Annotated in this window: 19 protein-coding genes and 1 pseudogene; 13 read left to right on the forward strand and 7 right to left on the reverse strand. The window is 72.4% G+C overall.

Going from position 1 to position 24,053, the window contains the following annotated elements; translation table 11 throughout:
• Positions 1 to 32: 32 nt before the first annotated feature.
• The 7 genes from IPL61_08530 to IPL61_08560 all read left to right on the forward strand — a co-directional run bounded on the left by IPL61_08530 (position 33) and on the right by IPL61_08560 (position 5,481).
• A complete protein-coding gene (locus tag IPL61_08530) occupies positions 33 to 662 on the forward strand; it encodes a hypothetical protein (protein ID MBK9031369.1) in 630 nt (209 codons plus the stop codon).
• Positions 659 to 1,240, forward strand: a complete 582-nt coding sequence (locus IPL61_08535; protein ID MBK9031370.1) for a hypothetical protein — start codon at positions 659 to 661, stop codon at positions 1,238 to 1,240. Before IPL61_08530 ends, IPL61_08535 begins: the two co-directional genes overlap by 4 nt.
• A complete protein-coding gene (locus IPL61_08540; GenBank protein MBK9031371.1) occupies positions 1,237 to 1,683 on the forward strand; it encodes a hypothetical protein in 447 nt (148 codons plus the stop codon). Before IPL61_08535 ends, IPL61_08540 begins: the two co-directional genes overlap by 4 nt.
• Positions 1,680 to 2,120: a hypothetical protein gene (locus tag IPL61_08545; protein MBK9031372.1), complete on the forward strand. Its 441-nt coding sequence runs from the start codon at positions 1,680 to 1,682 to the stop codon at positions 2,118 to 2,120. Before IPL61_08540 ends, IPL61_08545 begins: the two co-directional genes overlap by 4 nt.
• The gene (locus IPL61_08550; protein MBK9031373.1) at positions 2,117 to 2,371 is read left to right on the forward strand and encodes a hypothetical protein; all 255 of its coding nucleotides are present in this window, start codon (positions 2,117 to 2,119) and stop codon (positions 2,369 to 2,371) included. The genes IPL61_08545 and IPL61_08550 overlap by 4 nt, the downstream gene beginning before the upstream one ends.
• A 9-nt stretch (positions 2,372 to 2,380) precedes the next feature.
• A complete protein-coding gene (locus tag IPL61_08555) occupies positions 2,381 to 3,718 on the forward strand; it encodes a hypothetical protein (GenBank protein ID MBK9031374.1) in 1,338 nt (445 codons plus the stop codon).
• A 137-nt stretch (positions 3,719 to 3,855) separates the two neighbouring features.
• Positions 3,856 to 5,481, forward strand: coding sequence for a hypothetical protein (locus tag IPL61_08560; protein MBK9031375.1), 1,626 nt, complete (start codon positions 3,856 to 3,858; stop codon positions 5,479 to 5,481).
• Between the two features lie 10 nt (positions 5,482 to 5,491).
• Here IPL61_08560 and IPL61_08565 read toward each other — a convergent pair whose 3' ends face one another.
• From IPL61_08565 to IPL61_08575, 3 genes are all read right to left on the reverse strand, one after another.
• Positions 5,492 to 5,725 carry a hypothetical protein gene (locus IPL61_08565; protein MBK9031376.1) on the reverse strand — a complete coding sequence of 78 codons (234 nt, stop codon included), beginning with the start codon at positions 5,723 to 5,725 and terminating at the stop codon, positions 5,492 to 5,494.
• A gap of 12 nt (positions 5,726 to 5,737) precedes the next feature.
• A complete protein-coding gene (locus IPL61_08570; protein ID MBK9031377.1) occupies positions 5,738 to 6,229 on the reverse strand; it encodes a hypothetical protein in 492 nt (163 codons plus the stop codon).
• Positions 6,230 to 6,472: 243 nt separating this feature from the next.
• Entirely contained in the window at positions 6,473 to 7,783 is a 1,311-nt protein-coding gene (locus IPL61_08575) for a peptidoglycan DD-metalloendopeptidase family protein (protein MBK9031378.1), read from the reverse strand.
• Positions 7,784 to 8,114: 331 nt separating this feature from the next.
• Between IPL61_08575 and IPL61_08580 the strand changes: the two genes are divergently transcribed.
• Both IPL61_08580 and IPL61_08585 read left to right on the forward strand, forming a co-directional pair.
• The gene (locus IPL61_08580) at positions 8,115 to 10,517 is read left to right on the forward strand and encodes a DNA topoisomerase IV subunit A (GenBank protein MBK9031379.1); all 2,403 of its coding nucleotides are present in this window, start codon (positions 8,115 to 8,117) and stop codon (positions 10,515 to 10,517) included.
• A 2-nt stretch (positions 10,518 to 10,519) separates the two neighbouring features.
• A complete protein-coding gene (locus IPL61_08585) occupies positions 10,520 to 12,484 on the forward strand; it encodes a type IIA DNA topoisomerase subunit B (GenBank protein MBK9031380.1) in 1,965 nt (654 codons plus the stop codon).
• 302 nt (positions 12,485 to 12,786) lie between these two features.
• Here IPL61_08585 and IPL61_08590 read toward each other — a convergent pair whose 3' ends face one another.
• Positions 12,787 to 13,032 carry an addiction module protein gene (locus IPL61_08590; GenBank protein ID MBK9031381.1) on the reverse strand — a complete coding sequence of 82 codons (246 nt, stop codon included), beginning with the start codon at positions 13,030 to 13,032 and terminating at the stop codon, positions 12,787 to 12,789.
• 70 nt (positions 13,033 to 13,102) lie between these two features.
• On the opposite strand from IPL61_08590, the gene IPL61_08595 reads away from it, so the two are divergent.
• Entirely contained in the window at positions 13,103 to 15,706 is a 2,604-nt protein-coding gene (locus IPL61_08595; protein MBK9031382.1) for a winged helix-turn-helix domain-containing protein, read from the forward strand.
• 636 nt (positions 15,707 to 16,342) lie between these two features.
• A complete protein-coding gene (locus IPL61_08600) occupies positions 16,343 to 17,644 on the forward strand; it encodes a hypothetical protein (GenBank protein ID MBK9031383.1) in 1,302 nt (433 codons plus the stop codon).
• Positions 17,645 to 17,743: 99 nt separating this feature from the next.
• Here the strand turns inward: IPL61_08600 and IPL61_08605 are convergent, their stop codons facing one another.
• Positions 17,744 to 18,268, reverse strand: coding sequence for a hypothetical protein (locus IPL61_08605; GenBank protein MBK9031384.1), 525 nt, complete (start codon positions 18,266 to 18,268; stop codon positions 17,744 to 17,746).
• Here IPL61_08605 and IPL61_08610 point away from each other — a divergent pair.
• Positions 18,164 to 19,438, forward strand: a pseudogene (locus IPL61_08610) (ISKra4 family transposase). The gene IPL61_08605 and the pseudogene IPL61_08610 overlap by 105 nt on opposite strands.
• Before the next feature lie 197 nt (positions 19,439 to 19,635).
• Here the strand turns inward: IPL61_08610 and IPL61_08615 are convergent.
• Entirely contained in the window at positions 19,636 to 20,103 is a 468-nt protein-coding gene (locus IPL61_08615) for a hypothetical protein (GenBank protein ID MBK9031385.1), read from the reverse strand.
• Here IPL61_08615 and IPL61_08620 point away from each other — a divergent pair.
• Complete coding sequence (locus IPL61_08620) at positions 20,077 to 20,442, forward strand: hypothetical protein (GenBank protein ID MBK9031386.1); 366 nt, start codon at positions 20,077 to 20,079, stop codon at positions 20,440 to 20,442. The two genes, IPL61_08615 and IPL61_08620, sit on opposite strands and share 27 nt — an antisense overlap.
• Before the next feature lie 143 nt (positions 20,443 to 20,585).
• On the opposite strand, the gene IPL61_08625 is transcribed toward IPL61_08620, so the two are convergent.
• Positions 20,586 to 23,975: a choice-of-anchor D domain-containing protein gene (locus IPL61_08625; protein ID MBK9031387.1), complete on the reverse strand. Its 3,390-nt coding sequence runs from the start codon at positions 23,973 to 23,975 to the stop codon at positions 20,586 to 20,588.
• Positions 23,976 to 24,053: the final 78 nt, after the last annotated feature.

Raw genomic sequence — 24,053 nt, forward strand, 5'->3', positions numbered from 1 at the left:
CCCACGACCCCAGAGCCCCCCGAGAACAACCCATGCGCCCCGACGACCCCACCGACCTCGACCCGGACGACGACCTGACGGTCCCGGCGCCGGACGCCGACGCCGACGCCGGCGAGCGCGCGCGGGCGCGGGCGTTCGCCGAGCTGATCGACAAGGTCGTGGCCGGCCGGACCCCGGCGGCGGTCCCGGCCGAGGACCAGGCGCTGGTCGAGGTCGCGACCGCGCTGCGCGCCACGATGCGCCCGGTCGAGCTCGGCGCCAGCCGTCGGGCCTCGATCGTCGAGGCCGCGCTCGCCACCGCGATCGACCGCCGCGGCGGGCGCGTGGGCGCCAGCACCAGCGGCGCCCTGCCGGTGGTGCCGATCACCGCCGCGCCCCGACGCCGGGCCGCCCGCGCGGTGCCCTGGGTGGTGGCGGCCGCGACCAGCCTGGTGGCCGCGGCGACCCTGACCTTGTGGCTGCGCGACCGCGGCGACCACCGCGGCGCGCCGACCGCCACGGCCGCGCCGCTGCCCCTCGAGCAGCGCTCGCGCTCCGCCGACGCCCTGGTCGGGGTGATCGAGCGCGACCGCGCCGGCGCGGCCGTCGATCGCATCGATGCCATCTACGCCGATCGCCTGGGCGGCTTCCGCGAGCGTACGATGGCAGGAGGTCCCCGATGAAGCCCACCGGCTCGATCCTGCCGCTCCTCGCCGCGCTGCTCGCGCTGCTCGGCGCGTGCACGTCGTCGGACGACGGCCGCGCGACCGGCCGCGTGACCCGGGTCACGGCGCCCGAGGACGCCATCGACGAGCGCCTGATGCTGGCCCTGTCACAGGCGAAGAATTTTCATCACAAGGCCAAGGTCTACATGAGCGATGGCAAGCCCGAGCTGGCGATCGCGGCGGTGCGCGGGGTGCTCGCGGTCGAGTTCCCGGCCGGCGCGCCCGAGGCCGACGACGTCCGCGCCGACGCCCGGGCGCTCCTGGCCAAGCTCCTGCTCGCGCGCGGCGAGGCGGACGCCGCCATGAGCGAGCTCGACGCCGGCCTGGCCAGCGCCACCCGCGAGTCGTTCTTCGTGGCCAACCTCTACACCGTCCGCGGCGAGGTGCTCGAGGCCCAGGCCGCCAAGCTCGACGGCTCGACCACACCCGACGACGTCACCCGCGCGCGCGAGCTGCGGCGCCAGGCGATCGTGGCCTACGACAAGTCGATCGCGATCAACGCGGCGCTGCAGCAGCGACTGATGGAGCGCCGATGATCCGGCTCGCGATCGGGTGCGCGCTGGCCGGCGGCCTCGCCGGCGCGCTGGTGGCGTGCGCCGGTCGGGCCCAGCCGCCGGTGGCGTGGTCCGAGCTGCAGGCCAAGCGCAACGAGATCACCGCGCTCGCGACCCAGATCCGCCAGTGGCGCCACGAGGGCGGCCTCGGGGTCGAGCCCGACGACGCCACCGTGCTCGCGATGGCCTACACCACCGCGGCCACCGCGGCCCGGGCGTGCGTGCTGCCGGCGCCGCCGGTCACGCGCTGCGCCGACGTGTGCGAGCTCGGCAGCGCGATCTGCGAGAACGCCGAGGACATCTGCGCGATCGCCGCCGAGCTCGGCGACGACGCCTGGGCCAAGGACAAGTGCGACAGCGCCAAGGCCTCGTGCCGCGAGGCCCAGGAGCGCTGCTGCACCTGCAACCGCGAGGAGACCCCGTGACCGGCGCCCGCCTGCTCGTGTCGCTGCTCGCCGCCGCCGCGTTGACCGCGCTGATCGCCTGCGGCGCTCGGCCGCAACGGGCCGACACTTCGGCGCCGCCGCTGGCGCCGGTCGGCGCGATCCACGATCAGATCGTCGCGCTCGATCAGCAGATCGCCGTCGACCGCGACGCCCAGGGCGGCACCGCGCCCGACGCGACCGCGATCGAGGCCGCGCACACGATGTCGGTGCTCGACGCCGTCGGCGTGTGCGCGCGCCCGCTCGACGACACCTGCGGCGACGTCTGCACGCTGTCCGACTCGATCTGCGGCAACGCCTCGAAGATCTGCGACCTGGCCGGGCAGCTGCCGGGCGACGACTGGGCCGCGGAGCGCTGCGACGCCGGCAAGGCCACGTGCGTCACCGCCAGCCAGCGCTGCTGCGCCTGCGCGCCGTGAGCGCCTCGCGCCAGCCAGCGCTGCTGCGCCTGCGCGCCGTGAGCGCCTCGCGCCAGCCAGCGCTGCTGCGCCTGCGCGCCGTGAGCGCCTCGCGCCAGCCAGCGCTGCTGCGCCTGCGCGCCGTGAGCGCCTGCGGCCTGCCTCGCGACCGTGATCCGGGCCGTGCTCGTCCCGTGATCCATGTGATCCGGGTCGGGCCGGGCGCCCTCCGCGCCGCCGACGACTGGCGCCTGGCCCGTCGCCGCGAGTAACGTCGCCGCGTGATCGCCCGCCTCGCCGGCGCCTGGGTCCTCGTCGCGGTGACCGCGGTGAGCGCGCGCGCCGGCGTCGAGCTCGGGCCGCTGTCGCCGCGCGCGATCGGCCACGCCGGCGCCACGGTGGTGTCCGACGACGGCGCCGCCGCGGCGTTCCGGTCCCCGGCCGCGATCGCCCGGCGCGACGTCCGCCGCGCCCAGCTCGCCGGGCTCGCCCTCGACGACGAGGCCGCGCTGATCACCCCCGATCATCCCCGGGTCAGCGACGTCGGCGGCGCCACGCTGACGCCGACGGTCGGCGCGGAGGGCCACCTGGGGCCGCTGGTGCTCGCGGTCGCGTTCGCGACCACCGAGCTGTTCACGCACGAGCTGCCGACCCCGGCGCTCGATCTGCCGGCCGACGACGTCGCCCGGCGCTACCCCCACCGCTACGACGGCGTGACCGCGAGCTGGCAGCGCCGGAGCCTGGCCGCCGCCGCCGCGCTGCGCCCGACCGACTGGCTCGCGGTCGGCGTCGCGATCACCCTCGGCCAGGTCGACCTCGAGGAGCGCCGCCGGTTGTGGGCGGGCTTCGCCGGGCGCGATCCGCTGGCCCAGCCCGGCCGCGACCTCGACGTCACGATCGCCGCCGGCGACGGGCTGGTGCCGGGCGCCGCGATCGGCGCGCTGATCGCCCCGCTCGACACGCCGCTCGAGCTGGCGATCGGCGTGGCCTGGAGCGACGACGTCCGCGCCGACGGCGAGGCCGTGATCGTCCCCACCGCCGACGCCGCGACCGTGCGCGCGGTGGCGCCCCGAGCCCAGGCCCGGTTCGGCTCGGCGCTCACCACCAGCCTGGGCGTCCGCTGGCTGGGCGAGCGCTACGCCGTCGAGGGCGCCGCGACCTGGATCGCCTACCCGACCGGCGACGATCCCTGGACGCTGACCGGCGTCGACGTCGTCGATCAGAGCGGCGCGACCGCGCGCCTGACCACGCTGCCGAGCCGGTTCCCGCGCCGGGCCCACGGCACCCTGGCCGCGGCCGTCGACCTCGAGATCATCCCGGCGTTCGCGTGGCTCGCGCTCGGCTACCGGTGGGCGTCGGCCGCGTCGCCCGGGCCCGCGACGTCGACCGTCGGCGCCGCGCTCGGCGGCCACACCCTCGCCGTCGGTCTCGAGCTCGCCGCCGGCGACGCCACGATCACGATCGGCGTCGCCCGCCAGCTCGCGCGCACGGTCACCACCCGCGCGCCGGGCCTGCCCCTCGACAACCCGTTCCCCGGCGGCGTCGCGCCCGCCAACCTCGGCGACCACGAGGCCTCGCTCGACCTGATCGGCGTCGGCCTCGAGCTGACCGCGCCGTAGGGACGATGCACCCCGGAATGGTCCATCCATGACACGTTCTTCTCGGCTGCCGTCATCTGGACGTGCGAGTATCCGCTTTCAACAGGCGGATCGGCGTCGTTCGTGAACAACCAAGAGTGGAAAGGGGCATGAGTCTGATGCGTACCCAGTTCGCCAAGGACGCGGGCCTGCTCTCAAAGGTGGGTGTAGCTTTTCAAGTGCTTGTGGGAATTGGCGCCGTCGGCTGCCAGTTCGAACGCCCGACCGACGTCGTGGAGATCGATGCGCCGTTGACCGACGCCATCGACGAGTGCGACGCGGATGTCGAGTGCGGAGTGCATCAATACTGTGACGAAGCTCAGCCTTCGTCAGGTGTATGCAGGTGCGTCGCGGGGTACTCGAATTCCGGAACAGGATGCGCGTGGACCGGCACCGTCGCCGCCCCCGGATTCAGCACACAAGCCCCCTGGACCACAACGGCCGGTGTCGTGATCGACGTAAGCGCGATCGACGGATTGGATCCCGGAACGGTCGAGTTCCAAACGCCTGCCCTCTGCGCGCTCGGCAGCCTGCGTCAAACCATTGAAATGCCCACCTACGCCAAGGCGGAGCCCCTCGTCCTGGAGGTGACGTTCACTGCCATCGGCCCAAGCCTCGGCATCTCTCTGGCTGGTGCATGGACATCGTTGCCCGCCGACTTCACGGGCGTGTTCGCCACGAGGAGATTGTGTCTCGGCGAAGCTGGCTACGCGCCCGCGGGGACACCAGGCCGCGGCGCGGCCCTGGACCTTGTACTCTCTCCAATGAACAAGCTCTCCGCGTGCACTGCGCCCACAGCGAGTCTCCGGATCGATCGCGTCGATATTGTGGCGGCGCACCCAGGCGAGTGCGGCCCGCCAGGAGCAGCACCAAATGGTGACGCCGAGGGCGCGGGCGGATGGGAGTTCATTGGAACCGCAGACCTGTTCCCGAACGCTGGTGCAGCGAACACGCGTGGCGTCGTGATGTACTCCGAGGGATGTGGCAGTGCCATCGCGCGCACGCAGGTGAATATCCCGGCGGCCACGACGATGGCAGCGCCCGCGGTGGAGTTCTACTCGAGGCTCTCTGCTGGTGCTGGCGCTATCGCAGAATTGATGGTGCCCGGCGGCGCCTTGTGGCGTTCGAGCACCGCCGGCGAAGCCACAACCAGGATATGCCTGCCAACGTACCTCCGCGGACAATCCACCCGCATCCAGTTCGAATTCGGAGCCGCGGTACCTTGCGCCGGCACCGGGCACCACGAACTTGTGGTCGACAACCTCCGAATCGTTGATGACCCGAGATGTGGGGGTGACGCCCTGCTCGATCCCGGCTTCGAGAGTGCTCCACTCGCTCATGCCGGCGGAAACGGCGTTGCCGGCCCGACCGCGCTCCCCGCGGGACCGCACGGGGGAGATGACGTCCTCGAATTGGCGACCGAGCAGGCGTGCCAGCCATCGACGTACTACCTCATGCCAATCGTCCCTGACCACTCAGGAAGCGGCGGAGCCGCGTTGAGCATATTCCACCGAATAGTCACTTCAAACACTGGTTCTGAAGCGACGATTGCGAACGTCCCACTCACCGAAACCGGCACGTGGACGAGCACCACGACGTGCCTCGACCCGGACTACGTTGGACGTCCTGAACCGATCGTGGTGCAGCTAACCACCACCCTCGCCACGACCTGCGGAACTGCCGTGTCACCGGAACGCGCTTGGTTCGACGATGCTGCGGTCATCAATGACCCAGCCTGTCCCTGAAACTCACGATTCAGGGCGCATCGACGGTCGCGTCGATCGAGACGGCGTCGATCGAGAGCGCGTCGACCGTGCTGGCGTCCACGTCCATCGCGTCGACGTCGGCGGCGTCGGGCGCGGGCCCGTCGACCACGACGGCGTCGATCACCTGGGCGTCGACGACCCGGGCATCGGGCAGTTTCTCATCGTCGCCACCACAGGCAGCGACGAGGGCGAGCGCGACGAGGGAACCGGCGACCTTGGTCATCCCTCGTGGGTATCACCAAGGGCGGACCAGGTCTACTTGCGCGCGGTTGCCAGCGGTACTTGCGCGCGGTTGCCCGCGCTGGGGCGGGGGGGGGCCCTTCGGCGGGGCGTCGCCGCCGATGGCGTCGTCGATCTCGAAGAACGCGCCGAGGAAGCCGCCGACCGAGGCCGCGAACACCGGCTGCCAGTGCTGGAACATCCGGGGCCGGTCGTCGAGGAACGACAGCTCGAGCTCGAACCCGCCCCAGACCTTGCCCACCAGCGCGTACAGGCCGCAGCCGACGCCGAAGCCAAACAGCGCCTTGAGCACCGACACCCAGGTGGTGCCGTCCTTGTCGGTGATGAGCGCCCACAGCGGCCGCCCGGCGATCAGCCCGACCAGCGCGCCCGCGACGCCGTAGGTGACCCAGTTCAGGCCGCCGTCGAGGCCCGCGGCGAAGGCGCCATAGCCGACCGCGCCGCCGACCAGCGCGCCCTTGATCAATCCGAGTAAGAGCTTCAGCACCTGATCACAGGATGCGCGCAAACCCGGGCCCCGGCAACCGCTGTCGACCACGGGCCGGGCGATCGTCGGTCGTCGCGGCCGGCGTCACACCACGGCCGTGCGATCGTCGGCCGTCGCGGCCGGCGTCACACCGTGATCGGGGTGCGAGGGAGGGCCCCGGTCGGGCGCGAGGGAGGCCCAGCTCGGCGCAGGTGATCGCGTCCAGGGCGGCCGCGGTGCCCGGGGAGTGCCCCGGTCCGGGCGTCACAGGGTCGGGGCGGCCGCCGGCGCGTCGCTGGCCAGGGCCGGCGTCGCCGCGGTCGAGATCTCGGCCAGGCGGGCCACGGCCTGCCCGACCTCGTCCTTGAAGCGCGGCAGGAGCGCCTTGGGTACGCCCGCGGCCCGGGCCGGCTTCAAGGACTGGAAGTCGGTCCAGGCGCCGTTGAGCTTGACGCCGAAGTGCAGGTGCGGCCCCGTCGACAGGCCGGTGTTGCCCGAGTAGGCGACGACGGTCTTGGCCGAGACCCGCGACCCGACGTCGAAGCCGGACACGAACTTCGACAGGTGCATGTAGATCGTCACCAGCCCGTTGGCGTGGCGGATGGTCAGCATGTTGCCGGCGCCGCCGTGGGGGCCGCGCTGGGTGATCACGCCGTCGGCGGCGGCCCACACCGGCGTGCCGACCGGGCACGCGAAGTCGGTGCCGAAGTGGCCCTTGACCCGGTGCAGCACCGGGTGCATCCGCTTGGGGTTGAAGCCCGACGACACCCGCGCGAACTTGAGCGGGGTCTTGAGCATGCTCTTCTCGACCGACTGGCCGGTCTCGTCGTAGTAGCGCCCGGGCTTGTCGTCGCCCGCCTGCCAGTAGAACGCGCGGTAGGTGCCGGCGTTCTTGCCGCTGTACTCGGCGGCGAGGATGCGGCGGTAGCGCAAGAACTCCTGGTCCTTGTACTCCTTCTCGACGATCACCTTGAACGTGTCGCCGGCCCGCGTGTCGTTGTAGAAGTCGACGTCGTAGGCGAACACGTCGACGAAGAAGCTGACCAGCGCGCCGTCCTCGCCCGCGGCCTTGACCGAGGCGTAGAGCGAGCTGGTGATGTCGCCGCCGATCTCCTTGGTCTCGATCCGGGTCGCGGCCTCGTCCTTGACGGTGCCGAGCACGCCGTCGGCGTCGCGCACGACCCGGACGGTGACGGTCTTGCTCACCACCAGCTCGAACGACTGCACCACGCCGTGCTCGTCGATCTTGATCGTGTAGGCCTGGCCGTCGCGCAGGCCGCGCAGGTCGAACACCGGGCCGACCGCGCGGATCAGCTCGTCGGCGGCGGCCGCCGACAGGTCGGCGCCCTTGGCGCCGCGCAGGATCTTGCCGAGGCTCTCGCCCTTGGCGACCTTGCCCGCGACCACGCGCGGGCCGGCGGCGAGCTCGGCCGCGACCGGCGCCGGCGGCGCCGGCGGCGCGGTGTCGATCGGCACCGCGCCGATGTTCTGGGCCTTGGCCCGGACGTCGCCGATGCTGGTGCCGTCGCGCCAGACGAACACGTACAGGTTCACCAGCACGAGCACGCCCAGCATGAAGAACAGCCGGATCGTGCCGCGGCTAGCCGGGGGCCGCGCGCCGACCTCGACCAGAGGGGCGCGTGCTGATTTCTTGCGCGAAGACGATCGCCTGTCGACCATGCAGCGGTTCCGTGGACACCCCCAATACCACAGCGCCGGCCCTGGCGGCAAAAACCTCGGGTCATCCCCCCGTGGTACGTCCAGGTCCGCAGGAGGCCCCGTGACCCGAGCGATCCCGGTGGACCGTGAGCAACTGGACCTTTTCGGCGACGCAAGTAAGGTCGCGCCCCCGGGCGTTCGCCCGGTCGGGCCTCCCTCGGCCAGCCCCGTGCCTCCCACGAGCACCATGTCCCGCAAACCTCCCGTCGCGCCTCGCACCGCCCGCTCATCCGGCTCCGACGAGCCCCCTGCCCCTCCCACCGACATCTACGGCGGCGCCAGCGGCGGCGACGGCGACGACGGCTCGCTGGCCGACCTCGCCCGCACCCGCTACCTCAACTACGCGCTGTCGGTCATCACCTCCCGCGCGCTGCCCGATGTCCGCGACGGGTTGAAGCCGGTCCAGCGCCGGATCCTGTACGCGATGCTCCACGACGAGCACCTGCGGCCCGACGCCAAGCACCGCAAGAGCGCCAAGGTGGTCGGCTCGGTGCTCGGGCGCTACCACCCGCACGGCGACACCTCGGTCTACGACGCGATGGTGCGCATGGCCCAGGACTTCACCCTGCGCCTGCCGCTGGTCGACGGCTCCGGCAACTTCGGCTCGCTCGACGGCGACGCCCCGGCCGCCTACCGGTACACCGAGTGCCGCCTGGCGCCCCCGGCGATGGAGCTCCTGCGCGAGCTCGATCAGAAGGTGGTCGCGTTCCGGCCCAACTACGACGGCACCACCACCGAGCCCCAGGTGCTGCCGGCCCGGTTCCCGAACCTGCTCGTCAACGGCTCGACCGGCATCGCGGTCGGCATGGCGACCAACATCCCGCCCCACAACCTGCGCGAGGTGACCTCGGCCCTGGTGGCGCTGATCGACGACCGGTCGCTGACGACGACCAACCTGATGAAGTACGTGCAGGGGCCCGACTTCCCGACCGGCGGCCAGCTCCTCAACACCAAGCCCGAGCTGCGGGCCATCTACGAGGCCGGCCAGGGCGCGATCCGGGTCCGCGGCGAGTACAAGCTCGAGGACAAGAAGCGCGGCGGCCAGGACATCGTCATCACGTCGATCCCGTGGGCGATGACCAAGGCCGATCTGGTCGAGAAGATCGCGGCGGTGATCCTCGAGCGCAAGCTGCCGTACCTGCTCGACGTGCGCGACGAGTCGACCACCGACGTGCGCATCGTCCTCGAGATCAAGCGCGACGCCGATCCGGCGATCGTGATGGCGTACCTGTACAAGCACACGCCGCTGCAGCAGAACTTCAACCTCAACATCACCGCGCTGGTGCCGGCGCCGCGCGCGCCCGAGGCCGGCCCCGACGATCCCGAGCCCCCGGCCCAGCCCCACCGGCTCGGCCTCAAGGAGGTGCTGGTCCACTTCCTCGACTTCCGCGCCGACGTGACCCGGCGCCGGTTCGAGTACGAGCTGGCCGAGCTCCAGCGGCGGATCCACGTCCTCGACGGCTTCGCGACCATCTTCGACGCGCTCGACGAGACCATCCGGATCATCCGCGCGTCCGACGGCAAGGTCGACGCCGCCGGCAAGCTGATGAAGCGGTTCCGGCTCGACGAGCTCCAGGTCGAGGCCATCCTCGAGCTCAAGCTCTACAAGCTGGCCAAGCTCGAGATCAACATCATCCGCGACGAGCTCCGCGACAAGGCCATGGAGGCCAAGAAGATCGAGACGATCCTCAAGAGCCCGACCAAGCTGTGGAGCGTGATCAAGGCCGAGCTCGAGGCGGTGGCCGCCGAGCTCGCCACCAAGCGCAGGACCGCGGTCGGCGGCGGCGCCGAGGAGCTCGAGGTCAGCGAGGACGCGTTCATCGTCGACGAGGACGCCAACGTCGTCGTCACCAAGGACGGCTGGATCAAGCGCGTGCGCGAGCTCAAGGATCCGGCCCAGACCCGCACCCGTGAGGGCGACAGCGTCATGGCGGTGCTGCCGGGCTCGACCAAGGAGAAGGTCATCTTCTTCTCGAGCCGCGGCTCGGCCTACGTCGTCAAGATCAACGACATCGCGGCCTCGGCCGGCTACGGCGACCCCGCCCAGAAGTACTTCAAGTTCGGCGACGGCGAGCGGATCGTCGCGGCGATGTCGCTCGACCCGCGCCTGCCCCTGCCCGAGACCATGCTCGCGGTGACCCGGGGCGGCTACGGCCTGCGGTTCGCGCTCGCGGCCCACGCCGAGGTCACGACCAAGGCCGGCCGCCGCTACGCCCGGCCCGGCGACGGCGACGAGGTGATCGGCGTGATCGGCGTCAAGGACGGCGACGTGGTCGTGGCCGCGACCAGCGCCGGCCACGTCCTGCACTGCAAGGCCGACGAGATCAACAAGCTCGAGGGCCCCGGCCGCGGCGTCACGGTGATCAAGGCCAGCGCCGACGACCGCGTGATCGGGTTCATCGCCGGCGACAAGGCCACGGCGATGGTGATCGAGAACGCCGCCGGCAAGGCCTGGACGCTCCACGCCGATCCGCGCTCGTGCACCGCGCGCGGCGGCAAGGGCCACCAGCTCCAGAAGAAGACGACCTTCACGCGGCCGCCCGTGCCGGTGACCATCCCGAGCCTCGGCTCGACCGCGGAGGGCAAGTAGCCATGGCGTCGGCCAAGAAGTACGGCGCAGATTCGTTCCAGGTCCTGAAGGGCCTCGACCCGGTGCGCAAGCGCCCCGGCATGTACATCGGCGGGACCGGCAAGGACGGCTACCACCACCTGCTCTGGGAGATCGTCGACAACTCGATCGACGAGGCCATCAACGGCCACGCCACCCGGGTCGAGGTCACGCTGCACGCCGACGGCAAGACCATCACGGTCGACGACAACGGCCGCGGCATCCCGATCGAGATCATGCGCGAGGAGAAGAAGCCCGCGCTCGAGGTGGTGTTCAGCAGCCTGCACTCGGGCGCCAAGTTCGAGCGCGGCGAGAGCTACGCGGTGTCGGGCGGCCTGCACGGCGTCGGCTCGGCGGTGGTCAACGCGCTGTCGAGCGAGCTGGTGGTGCAGGTCAAGCTCGGGGGCGAACGCCACGAGCTGCGGTTCGCGCGCGGCGTGGTCGGCGGCAAGCTGAAGAACCTGGGCGGCGCCCGCGGCACCGGCACGCGGGTCACGTTCACCCCCGACGAGGAGGTCTTCGGCCCCAAGCTCTGCTTCGACGCCGCGCTGATCGCCGAGCGGCTCGAGACCAAGAGCTACCTGCACCACGGCCTCGAGATGGTCTTCATCGACGAGACCGCCAAGAACGCCGCCGGCGCCCGCGAGCCGGTCACCCACCGCTTCGTCCACGACAAGGGCATCGCCGAGTGGCTGCCGACCCTGGTCGCGGCCCGCGGCAAGCTGGCGGTGCCCTCGACCGGCGCGGTGTTCTACCTCGAGAAGCGCGACGACGACGCCCAGCTCGGCGTCGAGCTAGCGCTGCAGTGGACCGAGGCCACCGACGACCTGATCAAGAGCCACGTCAACAGCGTGCCGACGCCCGACGGCGGCACCCACGACGCCGGCCTGCGCTCGGCGATCGTCAAGGCGGTCCGCAACTACATCGCGACCCACGGCCTCGATCCCAAGGGCGTGTCGCTGACCGCCGAGGACATCCGCGAGGGCGTCGTCGCGGTGCTGTCGACGTTCGTCCACGACCCGCAGTTCCAGAGCCAGACCAAGAACCGCCTCAACAACCCCGAGGTCGCGGGCCAGGTCGAGGCGCTGGTGCGGCCGGCGCTCGAGAACTACCTCAACGGCAACCCCAACTGGGCCCAGGCGGTCGTGGCGCGCACGATCATCTCGGCGCGGGCGCGCGAGGCGTCGCGGGCGGCCAAGGAGGGCATCAGCCGCAAGACCGCGATCAGCCACCGGCTCAACCTGCCGGGCAAGCTGGCCGACTGCGCCTCGACCGACCCCGAGGAGAGCGAGCTGTTCATCGTCGAGGGCGACTCGGCCGGCGGCTCGGCCAAGCAGGCCCGCGATCGCTCCACCCAGGCGGTCCTGCCGCTGCGCGGCAAGGTGCTCAACACGTTCCAGGCCAACGACGCCAAGATGTCGGGCAACAAGGAGCTGGGCGACATCGTCAGCGCGCTCGGGTGCGGCTTCGGCCCCGACCTCGATCTGGGCAAGCTGCGCTACGGCAAGATCTTCCTCCTGATGGACGCCGACGCCGACGGCCACCACATCGCGACCTTGCTGCTGACGTTCTTCTACCGGCACATGCGCACGCTGCTCGACGCCGGCCACATCTACCTGGCGCAGCCGCCGCTGTTCCGGATCGACATCGGCAAGCAGACCTACTGGGCGCTCGACGACGTCCACAAGGAGCGGCTGATCAAGCAGCACGCCAAGGCCAACTCGCGGCCGAGCATCACGCGCTTCAAGGGCCTCGGCGAGATGAACCCCGAGACGCTCAAGATGACGACGCTCGATCCCAAGCTGCGCAGCGCGCTGCAGGTGCGGGTCAAGCCCGGCGAGGAGCTGCGCACCGACACGGTCATCGCCGAGCTGATGGGCAAGGACGTGGCCGCGCGCTTCAAGCTGATCACCGAGCACGCTCACGAGATCGACGACCTCGACGTGTGAGCGCGTGGTCGGGTCAGCGGATCCGGGTGATCCAGTAGCCCGGGCGCCGCGCCGCGTGGGCGAGCGCGACGACCACGAGCCGATCGCCGCGCACGACGTAGACCGCGCGGATCGGAATCGGTCGACGGGCTTGGCGCGGGCGACCCCGGCGATCACCGCGCCCGACGCCGGCATCGCCAGCGCGCGGTCGATCGCGCCGAGCGCCAGGCCGACGAACCGTGTCCCGAGCCCCGGCTCCTTGGCGTCGTCGAAGTCGCGATGTCCCTCGAGCTCGGCGACGGCCTCGGCCAGGAACTCGAGCCTCATCCGCCGTCGGCCGTCGCGCGCAGCCGAGCCAGCACGACGTCACCCGGGATCACGTCGGCCTCGCCGGCATCGAGGCGCTCGACCCGGCGCCGGATCTCTGCCTCCCACGCCAGCGCGACGACCTCGTCCGGGACCCGGTCCGTCGTCTCATCCAGGCTCGCGAGCAACGCGTCAGCTAGCGCCGCGCGCTCGCCCGCCGGCAGCTCGAGCAGTTCTTGCAGGAGCGCGGTCGAGACCGACACGGTCGAAGTTTAGCGCGCGCCCCCACCGCCGTCCACGGAGCGATGGTGGCCGTCGTGGTATCACCGCGGCGTGGCGGGCCCCCGCACCTCGGCACGAGCACCGCGCCGCGCGCCGGCGTCGACGCCGCGCGCGCCCACGGTCTTCGTGGGCCGCGAGCGCGAGCAGGCCCAGCTCGAGCGCGGGCTGGCGCAGGTGCCGGTCGCGGTCGTGTGCGGGCTGGCCGGGGTCGGCAAGTCGAGCCTCGCGTACGCGCTCGCCGGCGGCTGGGCCGGGCCGACCGCGCACGTCGCGGTGGGCGCGCCGACGCTGGGCGCGGTGCTCGACGATCTGCGCCGCGCGCTGGGCCCGGCGCCCGAGCTGCTCGGCGACGACGCCCGGGCCGCGGCGCTGGCCGCCGCGCTCGACGCCACCGGCGCGCTCGCGGTGGTCGACGATCTCCACCGGCTGGCGGCCGACGATCAGGCCCGGCTCCTGGCGCTGGTCGGCGAGCGGCTCGAGCGCGGGCGGCTGGTCGCGACGTCGCGCGAGCGCCCGGCCTCGGCCCAGGGCTACGACCGGGTCGAGATCCACCTCGGCGGCCTGCCCGAGCGCGCGGCCCGGGCGCTGTGGGCGGCGCTCGACGAGCTGCGCGGGCCGGCGGGCGGGTTCGCGCGGGCGTTCGCGGCCTCGGGCGGCAACCCGTTCCACCTGCGCCGCAGCCACGCCGGCGATCCGTCGGGGCCCGATCCGCTGGTGGCGGCGATCGCCGCGCTGCCGACCGACGCCGCGCGGCTGCTGGCGGCGATCGCCCTGGCCGGCGCGCCGCTGGGCCCCGACGAGCTGACCGCGATCGCCGGGCGCGATCCCCGCGCGCCGCTGTCGGTCCTGCGCCGGGCGCTGCTGGTCGATCTCGACGGCGACGGCGCGCCGCTCCTGCACGACCTGGTGCGCTCGGCGGCGCGCGCGGCGCTGCCGGCGGCGACCGAGCCCGAGCTGCACGCGCGCCTGGCGACCGCGCTGGCCGCGCGCCGGGATCCCGCGGCGATCGTCGCGACCGTGCGCCACTGGCTGGCGGCGGCCCAGCCCGAGCGCGCGCGGGTGCACCTGGTCGCGACCGGCAAGGTGCTGCTCGACGTCGGCGCCAGCCGCGACGTCGCGACGCTCACCGCCGAGCTCGGCGCCACGCGCGATCGCGACCTGGGCGCGCTGCGGGCCCGGGCGCTGGCGCGGCTGCTCGATGTGGCCGAGGGCGAGAAGGCGCTGCGGGCGGCGCTGGCGGCGCGGCCGCCGTCCGGCTCGGAGCTGGCGGCGCTCGGCACGCTGGCCCTGTGCGCCGGGCGGTTCGAGGACGCGCGCCTGGCGCTGGCCCGGGCGGTCGCCGACACCGAGGCCGGGCCGTCGGTGCGGGCCGCGCTCGCCGGGCTCGACGCCGTGCGCCGGTTCCACACCGAGTCGCTGGCCGCGGCCATGGCCGACCTGGCCACCGCCGCCGAGACCGCGCGCGGCGGCGGGCGCGCGGTCCTGGCCGCGACCGCGACCTACCTGGCGTGGCTCGAGCGCTACGCGGTCGGCGCCGAGCGCAGCGGCACCCCGACGACCGACAACCGCGCGCCGTCGGCCCACGGCTACCGCGCGGCGGCGCTCGGCGCGCTGGCGCTCGGCGGCTACGACATCCGGACCGCGCCCGGCGACAGCGCCCGGGCCCTGGCCGCGCTCGAGACCGCGCTGGCCGCCCACGACGATCCGCTGGCGCGCATCCACACCGACGCGGTGCGCGCGCTGCGGCGCTGGGAGGACGGCGATCGCCTGGGCGCGTCGGCGGCGCTGGTCGAGCTGGCCAACCGCGCCGAGGACACCGGCTACGCCCTCGCGGTGCTGTGGGTGCAGATCTTCGCCGCGCGGATCGCGTTCGTGCTCGGCCAGCGCCGCGCGGCCCGGGCGCTGCTCGAGCGGGTCAGCGAGCGGGCGCGCGCGCTCGGCGCCAGCGCGCTGGTGCGGGCGGCCAGCTACTGCGCCGACGACGATCCGGTCGCGCGCCTCGCGGTCGTGCTCCACAGCCCGCGCGCCGCGCAGTCGCACTCGGTGCGCACCCGGGCGTTCCAGGCCGTGGCCGCGGCCGCGCGCGGCGACGCGATCGAGATCGTCCCCGACGCCCGGCCCGGCTACCACGTCGAGGCCGCGCTCGCGCACCTCGCGCTCGGCCTGGCCGCGCGCCGCGCCGCCGACGGCGCCGGCGACAAGAAGACCAAGAAGGGCGCCGCCGCCTGGGCCAAGGCCCAGGCCACCGCGGCCGACGCGCTGGCCGGCGTCGCCGACGACGATCTGCTGCCGGCGCTGCTCGGCGTGCTCGACGGCGATCCCCGGGGCACGACCGCGCCGATCGTCGTCGACGCCGTCCGCCACGAGGTCATCGCCGGCGCGCGCACGCTGTCCTTGGGCAAGCGCCCCGTCATGCGCAAGCTGCTCTACGCCCTCGCCGCGCGCCCCGGCGAGGTGCTGTCGAAGGACGAGCTGACCCAGGCCGCCTGGGCCCGCCCCTACGACCCGCTCCGCCACGACAACCCGCTGTTCGTGAACCTCTCGCGCCTCCGCGGCCTCGTGAAGCCCACCGGCCTCTCCGTCGAGGCCGACAGCGACCAGGGCGGCTACCGCCTGGTCAGCAAGGACCCCGTCCTCGTGCGCCGGGGGCGGTAGCGGGGCGAGGGTGTGGCGGGGTGCGGGGGTGGCGGCGGCGGGGTGGCGGTGGCGGCGGCGGCCGTGGCGGTGGCGGTGGCGGGTGGCGGATGGCGGTGGCGGTGGCGGACGGCGGGCGGCGGGTGGCGGATGGCGGTGGCGGACGGCAACCGCGTCGGGCTCCGCCGGGAGCCGGAGCCGGAACCGGAGCCGGAAATCGGAGCCGGAATCTGACGAACGGGTGAGGCTCGGCGCCCCGCAGATCGGACGATCGGGTGAGGTTCGGGGCCCGCGCAGATCTGACGATCGGGTGAGGCTCGGAGCCGCGCAGATCTGACGATCGGGTGAGGTTCGGAGCCCAGGTTCGGAGCCCAGGTTCGGAGCCCAGCAGATCTGACGATCGGGGTGAGGCTCCCGAGCCGGCCGGGCTCCGGACCCGGGGTCGGCGGCCCCGACCATCAGCACGAAGGGCGCGCTTATGGATGTGCATCCGTATCCCACCCCGCGAGATCCGCGACATTCCGCCTCGCAGATGATGGCACGGGGCTTGGACCTACCCCCGCGGTTGGCGTAATGTCGCGATCACGAACGGAGTGGGCGGCCGATCGACGAGGTTGCCTCGCGCCCGGTCGACCGTGATCTGTCCTGGAGGAGCTCATGAAGCGTTTCGCCTGCCTTGCCATTCCTTTTGCCTTCGCCGCCTGCGGCGACAACAACACGGTCAACGGACCGGTCGACGCCCCCGTCGCCATCGACGGCCAGACCATCGACGCGCCGCCGCCGATCGACGCGGGCATCGACGCCCCCGCCGTCGTCTATGGCGGGACCGCGACGCTCATCGAGGCCCAGCTCCTCGGCGCGCCGCCCCCCGCCCCGTCGAACACCGTCATCAGCCAGGGCGTCCAGCTCGGCTTCACCATCATCGGCAACGACACCTCCCAGGCGCCTGTCATCGACACCGCACCGGGTACCCCGCTCGGCTGCAAGGTCTGGGAGTACACCCCGGCCCAGCTCGCCACATCGTTCGGCGTCAACGAGGGCACGGCAGAGTTCACGGTGACCCAGACCACCCCGGCGGCGCCGCCCTTGCCGGCCTGCATCTTCGCGCCGGGCGCCGGCTACATCTGCCCCGACCCGACCAGCAGCGGCACCGCGGTCGGTGTGACGCTGACGGGCGTCGGCGCTGGCGCGACCGCCGCGGCGGCCCTGACGTTGCCCGGCGGGCACGCGGCCTCGTTCGTCGCTGACGACGTGGGTCGCTTCGTCAAGTTCAGCGGCACCGGCGTGCTGACGCTCGATTCGCCGACCTCGGCCTTCCCGATCGTCATGGTCAACGCGGGCACGCCGATCATCGGGCTGCCGCTCGGCACGGGCATGAACATCGCGGCGCTGAGCGCCGGCACGTTCACGACCCTCGCGGGCGTCGGGCCCAGCCCCGCGTTCGCGGCGGACCCCGGCCAGCTCGCTGACACCGCTACCGCAACGGCTCACTTCACCACCAACGCGGCGGGTGGAGGAGCTCACCTGGCCAACTTCGATGTGAACTTCCCACTGATCGGCGACGACTTCGACATCAACACCGCGACCGCCGATGTGCTCCGCAACATCCCCACCGACGGCTCGGAATTCCAGGTGGCTTGCACCAACTGTTCAGGCTCGACTGGCGGTCTGATCAACATCGTCACCACTGATGGTTCGATCACTGGCCTGTCCCCGTTCTCCTTCCCCGCGCCCGTCACCAAGCGCGTGCAGGTCCGCTGCGCAGCGCTCAACCCCGCGCCGCCCGCAGTGCCCGGCCCGCTCGTCGTGCCCGCAAGCATCTCGGCATACCTGATGAACAGCGGCGCGACCCGCATCCAGGCGACGTTCATCCGCGCGAGCTTCGGCCAGACCGTCCCGTCTAACTCGGCGATGACTGCGATCGCCGGTCACGCGTTTGTGGCCTTCACGACGCCCTGACACGTGCGTTCGCATAAGTTCTAGAGTAGCGAAGCCGGCCGCGAGGCCGGCTTCGCCGCTTTCGGCAACACGGCCGCGGTGGCGGCTGCGTCGCCCGACCTATCCTGCCTCGACCAGATCCGCAGTCGGCAATGGGTGCGGATCTTCTGCGACGGCAGAAAGCTGATCGATTCCGGCAACTTGGTTTCGGACGGGCTGTCCGGATCGATCGTGGGCGGGTAGCGTCGCCGGCCTGATGTCGAAGACCAACGCCGCGCGGATCGCCAACGACAGCCCCTTCTGCGAAGCTCGGCGGAGCATGAAGAAGCTGGAAGACGACCTGCTGAGCCCGGAGGCGATGCACGCGTCGCTGAGCGAGATCGAACGGATGATGCGAACGCAGGGGCGGGAGATGATGCGCGCGATGATGCAGGCGCACTTCGACGGGCGCTCGGAGCGCGAGTTGCCGGTCGCGGTGCGGGGCGAGGATGGGATCGCCCGTGAGGCGGCGCGACGGGGGCGGCGCACCGTGATGACCGAGTTCGGCGAGGTCGAGCTCGAGCGCAACCTGTACCAGGCGCCCGGCGTGACCGGGCGCGCGCCGCTCGACGCCGCGATGGACCTGCCGGCGGACAAGTACTGCACGAGGTGCGCCGGGTGGTCGCCGAGGAGAGCGCGCGGTCGTCGTTCGACGAGGTGGTGGCGGCGATCCAGAAGTACAGCGGCGCCAAGGTGCCGAAGCGACAGACCGAGGAGCTGGCGGTCCGCGCGGCGCGCGACTTCGACGAGTTCTACCAAACTCGGCTGTGCGCGCCCGAGGACACCGACCACCTGCTGGTCCTGAGCTTCGACGGGAAGGGCATCGCGATGCGCCACGACAGCCTGCGGGCGGCGACCCGCCAGGCCGCCGAGGCGACGCCGCGGCGCCTGCACACGCGCCTCACCAAGGGCGAGAAGCCGAACCGCAAGCGGATGGCCGAGGTCGCGGCGGTGTACACGATCGCGCCGTGGCCACGCGTGGTCGCCGACGTGCTGCACGGCGCGCACGCGAAGCGCACCGACCGGCCGCGCCCGATCCACAAGCGGGTGTGGGCCAGCGTCGAGCACGGCGCGCAGCAGGTGATCGACGACGCCTTCGCCGAGGCGCGCCGCCGCGATCCCGAGCAGCGCCGCCGCTGGGTCGTGCTCGTCGACGGCAGCCTCGATCAGCTGCGGCGCATCAAGCGCGCGGCGCGCGCGGCCGGCGTCGCGATCACCATCGTGCTCGATCTGGTCCACGTCCTCGAGTACCTGTGGCGCGCCGCCCACGCCTTCCATCCTGGCGACCACGCCGACGATCAGGTCGCGGCCGAGCGCTGGGTCGAGTGCCGCCTGCTCGCCCTGCTCGCCGGCCGCAGCGGCGGCGAGATCGCCAAGAGCCTGCGCCTGATGCTCACGACCCACACCCTCGACGCCAAGGCGACGCGCGCCGTCGAGCGCGCCGCCAGCTACCTCGTCAGGCACACGCGCCTCCTCCACTACGACCGCGCGATCGACGCCGGGCTGCCGATCGCCACCGGCGTGATCGAGGGCGCGTGCCGCCACCTCGTCCAGGATCGCATGGGCCGCACCGGCGCGCGGTGGTCGCTGGCCGGCGCCGAGGCCGTCCTGCGCCTGCGCGCGCTGCGCGCCAGTGGCGACTTCGACGACTACTGGCACTTTCACCTCGCGAAGGAGCACGAGCGCAACCACCAGTCACGCTATGCCGACGGCGACGTCCCCTCGACGCTGCCCCCGCTGCCGCCGCGCCGCCCCCACCTCTCCCTCGTCAAGTGATCGGAATTGTTCCCGTCGACGACCGCTCCAGAAGAGCCGCACCCGTCGGCAATGTCGGCGCTGTCCGAAGCAGGTGAGGATCGGCCGCGGCCGTTTGGCCTTGATCCGCGCGGTCGGGACGGGTGTGGCTCTCATGCTGATCAAGCGGCCACCCGGACGGACTTCCGCAGCGGCAGCGGGTGTGGCTCTCATGCTGATCAAGCGGCCACCCGGACGGACTTCCGCAGCGGCAGCATCGTGAGGACCATCGCGTCGGCCCAGCGGTCGCTGACGGCGAGCGCGCGGAGCTGAAGGACGTGCCGGCCCGTCGGCTCCTTCCACCGCGAGCCGGCCCGCTTCATGCGGACCTGGACGAGGGTCTTGCAGGTGGCCTCGACGTTGCCGCTGCCGATCGGCAGGCCCGCGGCGCGGGCGGCGGCGTAGTTCATGCGGCTGTGGTGGTGCGCGAGGTACGTGATCGCTTCGTGGACTGGGCGACCGTCGCCGACCTGGACGTGGGCTCGGTCGGCGGCGCGCAGCTCGCCGAGGATGTCGATCGCGGCGTGCTCGACGTTGAGCAAGCGCATGCGCCAATGCGCCAGCCGCGCCTGCGCGTCGCCGGCGAGCAGCGCGGCGGCCGGGGCGAGCTTCTCGACGACGTGCCAGAAGTCGACGAGTTGCGTCACGCCACGATCGACGCGCCCGCCGACCTCGGTCGCGATCTGGTCGACGATGTCGTGCGCGCCGTCGCTGAGCAAGGCCACCTTCAGGCGTGGTCACTTGATCAGGAGTTCGTCGACATCGAGCCCGCCCAGCAACCCGGCATGGGCCGCCCGCTCGACCTCGTCCGTCGCGGCCGCCACGCGCTGCTCGACCCGCCCGTAGTCGATCGCCTTGCCACCGGCGCCGCGGCGGCCCTCAGCCACGACCAGGGTGACCAGCGCACCGCGGTGCTCAACGCCTTGAACTCATCCGGCACTTCGATCACCATGCGCACGGGGCATCCTTCCGTCGAGAGAGCCTAAGCAACCCCTCGATGGCACGGGCTCTGCCCCAACTTCAAGCGGCCCGCGGATCAAGCCGCGGTCCGGATCTCTCCGCCCTGCTCAGGATGAGATCCACACCCGTCGGGACCGGCGCATGGATGGTGCCGGGGCCGCAGGGAGCGTTACCGAACACCGAGCGCCGAGACCCCGCTGGGTACAAGCAACTTGAGCGCGCCCGCCGGTGGCGTGAAGATGCCGGACGCGTTCATCAGACGGAAGGCGCCACATCCGCCTCCCCCCCCGCCGTACGCCGGGGCCGCACCCGTCGCAGACGATCCTCCGCTGCCAAAGCCCTCGTAGCCTCCACTGCCGCTGGTCAGGCAACCAGTGCACATCACGGAGGGGGCGGCGGTAGATCCAGTGATCGGTCCCTCGATCCCGATCGCACCAACCGAACTTGCTCCGTTCGCGGCAGCACCGCTTCCACCTCGACCCGCGACAACAGCACCGCTCGTCAGTGAGAGCACGGGAGTCTGCACAAGGACCGCACCGCCACCACCGCCACCCGTTGTGAGGTACCCGAGGAAATCGAGCACGCCCCCCCCTGCACCACTCACATTCACGACCCCGGCCGCGCCGATCGCCACGCGGGTCCGCGACGCCAGCTGAATGCCCCCGCCACCTGCGCCAACAGTGCCGTCGTTGTAGCCCCGTCGCAACCGCCACTGGTGGCACAAAGGATGCGCCACGCGATCCCCGAGCGTCCCGCCGGACCCCATCCCTCCTGAGCTCCAGCCACCACCACCACTCGCCCCGCCGGTGCCAAAGGAGCCGCTGCACATCGAGAGCCCATTGCGCCCTCCGGGCCCGGCATGTCCCGCAAAGTTCAGGCTCTCGCCCGAGCCATCCAGCGTCCCGCCGATGTACACGTCGAAGTGCGACGCGACCGCGAGCGCGCGGGCCCCGTACACCTCGAGCACGCGGCCCGGCCGGACGGTGAAGGTCCGCACCTTGAGCACGAGGATGTCGGGCGCGTTGACCTGGGTGATGACCGTCGCGGGCACGCGGATCACAACGCCGTCGGGATCCGTGATCGACGCCTCGCCGTTCGTCGCGTCGTAGGTGCTGGTGTCGAGCACGACCTTGCCGGCCGGGGCGCTGGCGCTGCGGGGCAGGATCAGGTCGATGCCGGTCGGGCTGACCGCGACGGTGTCCATGGCGGCGTTGAGGCCGTTGGCGGCATCGACGTCGTTGCAGCGCGCGCCGCTGCCGTGGCAACCGAGTGGGCACATGTAGCCGTTCATGGTGATCGTCGTCGACGTGCCGGTGGCGCTGCCGTTGGGCACGACGTGCGAGACGAAGTTTCCGGTGGCGTCGCACTGAGAAAAGAGGCCCACCGCGCACGTGGCGCTCGACGGCACGCAGGCGTAGTGCGTGAACGTCGCCGTCACGGTCCGCGGGGCGCTGAGGCTGGCCAGGGTGCACGGGGTCGACGTGCAGTCGCCCGTGACCGACACCAGTCCGTCGAGCGTCGTCGCCGGGGTCGCGGTCACGGTCAGGTTCGAGCCGGCGTCGAAGAAGCGGGTGCAGGTGTTGGTCGAGCAGGTGAAGCCGCCGGGGTTGGCGGCGATGGTGCCCATGCCACCGCTGGTGCTCGCCACCGTCAGCGTCAGCCGGTGCTGCAGGGTGAACGTCGACGTGACCGTCTTGTTCGCGGTCATCGTAAAGGAGCAGCCGCCGGTGCCGGTGCAGTCGCCGCTCCAGCCGCCGAAGATGATCTGCGAGCCCGCGGCCGTGGTGCCGGCGGTCTGGGTCAGCGTCACGCTGGTGCCGTCGAAGACCGCCACCGAGCACGTGCCGGCGCCGCCGGTGGCGCAGTTGATGCCGCTGCCGGTGACCGTGCCGGTGCCGGTGCCAGCGACCGAGACCGCGAGGGTGAACGAGCGCCGGAACTCGACCGTGACGGTCCGGGCCACGGTCATCGCCACCGTGCAGGTCCGCTGGCCCGCGGCGCACGCGCCGCCGGTCCCGGCCCAGCTGAACACCTCCCAGCCCGGGTCGGGCTCGGCGGTGAGCTGCACGCTGGTCCCGGCCGCGTACGGCTCGCTGCAGTCGGCGCCGCAGTTGATGCCGGCCGGCGCCGAGGTCACCGTGCCCGAGCCGGTGGTCGCGACGGTCAGCGTGAACAGCTGCCGGAAGGTCGCGCTGACCGCGGTCATGGCAGCCGCGATCGGCAGCGAGCACACGGTCGACGGTCCCGACGACGCGCACGCGCCGCCCCAGGTCTCGAACTGCCAGCTCGGATCGCCGGTCGCGGTCAGGGTCACCGGCGTGGTCGCGAACGAGCTGGCGCACGTCGCGCCGCACATCAGGCCGGCCGGCGTCGACGTGACCGTGCCGTTGCCGGTCCGAGTGATCGTCACGCTGCCGGTGCCGACGCCGGTGGCGCCCACCGCCTGGGCCGCACCGCTGGCCGTGTCGCGCACGGTGATGGTCGCCGGCTGGGTGCCGATCGCCGCCGGGTTGAAGCGCACCTGGACGTCGCAAGATGCACCCGCGTTGAGGCGGTTGCCGTCGCAGCCGTCGAGCGGCAGCGTGTAGCTGGGGTTGCCGCCGCCGGTCACCGCCACCGCCAGCAGGCCAGTCTGGGCGCCGCCACCGTTGCGGATGCGGATGGTCTGCGTCGCCGATGTGGCGCCGCTGCCGAGCGCGCGCATGCCGAAATCCAGCGGCCCGCCGCCGGTCGGCAGCTCGACCATCAGATCGCCGGGCGACAGCGCGTCGCCGGCGAGCGTGATCGAGTGCATGCCGCCGGGGTTGGCGGTCGCGGTCACCGTCGCCATGCGCATCGCGCCCGCGGCGCCGGGCGTGAACCGGACGTCGATCGTGCACGTCCCCTGCTGACCGAGCGTGGCGCCCTGGCAGTCGCCGCTCGCGGCCGCCACGATCACGAACTCCGCTTGCGCCGCGCCGCTCTTGGTCACCGCCAGCGGTCCGGTCGACTGCTCGCCGTCGTTGCGGATCGTGAACGTGTGCACGGTCGAGCTCTGCCCGACCACCACGCCGCCGAAGCTCTCGCTCGAGGTCAGCGAGGTCAGCTGCGCCGTCGTGAGCGCGTTGCCGGTCAGCGGCACCGCGACCGAGTCGCCTGGGGTCGCGCCGATCACCAGCGACGCTGACGCCGACCGATCCGCCGTCGGGCGGTAGCGAACCTGGGCCGTGCACGAGGCACCGCCCGCCAACGTCCGCGTCGCGCAGTCGCTGCTGTCGCCGGTCGGCACGATCTCGAACTCACCGACGTCGGCCCCGGTCAGGGTGAGCCCAACCTCACCGGTGATCTCATCGCCGGCGTTCCGGACGCTGACCTGGAACATCGCCGACACCCCGCCGATGACCACGCCGCCAAAATCGTGGAGGTCCTGCGGCGCCTCGAGCCGCGCCGGTCCCGGCGGCCCATCGATCACCGGCGCGTCGACGGCGGCGTCGACCTCGTCCACGTCCGCAGGCTTCGCAAACTGGCAGGCCGAGGCCGCGATCACAACGCTGCACGTCAGCACGCAAAGTCGCGTCATAGGTCCATCCTATTACAGGACTAGGATCCAGAGCGCGAGGTTTCGTCGCAGAATTCGTCCGAAGGCACCAGACGGTGC

Source organism: Myxococcales bacterium, assembly GCA_016717005.1.
In the GTDB taxonomy this organism is placed as follows: domain Bacteria; phylum Myxococcota_A; class Polyangia; order Haliangiales; family Haliangiaceae; genus UBA2376.

Bases quoted from the DNA above. Each gene is read 5' to 3' on its own strand.
- IPL61_08580 (MBK9031379.1), top strand. From the start codon at position 8,115: ATGTCCCGCAAACCTCCCGTCGCGCCTCGCACCGCCCGCTCATCCGGC.
- IPL61_08600 (MBK9031383.1), top strand. From the start codon at position 16,343: ATGAAGCGTTTCGCCTGCCTTGCCATTCCTTTTGCCTTCGCCGCCTGC.
- IPL61_08565 (MBK9031376.1), bottom strand. From the start codon at position 5,725: ATGACCAAGGTCGCCGGTTCCCTCGTCGCGCTCGCCCTCGTCGCTGCC.
- IPL61_08540 (MBK9031371.1), top strand. From the start codon at position 1,237: ATGATCCGGCTCGCGATCGGGTGCGCGCTGGCCGGCGGCCTCGCCGGC.
- IPL61_08560 (MBK9031375.1), top strand. From the start codon at position 3,856: ATGCGTACCCAGTTCGCCAAGGACGCGGGCCTGCTCTCAAAGGTGGGT.
- IPL61_08530 (MBK9031369.1), top strand. From the start codon at position 33: ATGCGCCCCGACGACCCCACCGACCTCGACCCGGACGACGACCTGACG.
- IPL61_08575 (MBK9031378.1), bottom strand. From the start codon at position 7,783: ATGCTGGGCGTGCTCGTGCTGGTGAACCTGTACGTGTTCGTCTGGCGC.
- IPL61_08625 (MBK9031387.1), bottom strand. From the start codon at position 23,975: ATGACGCGACTTTGCGTGCTGACGTGCAGCGTTGTGATCGCGGCCTCG.
- IPL61_08585 (MBK9031380.1), top strand. From the start codon at position 10,520: ATGGCGTCGGCCAAGAAGTACGGCGCAGATTCGTTCCAGGTCCTGAAG.
- IPL61_08535 (MBK9031370.1), top strand. From the start codon at position 659: ATGAAGCCCACCGGCTCGATCCTGCCGCTCCTCGCCGCGCTGCTCGCG.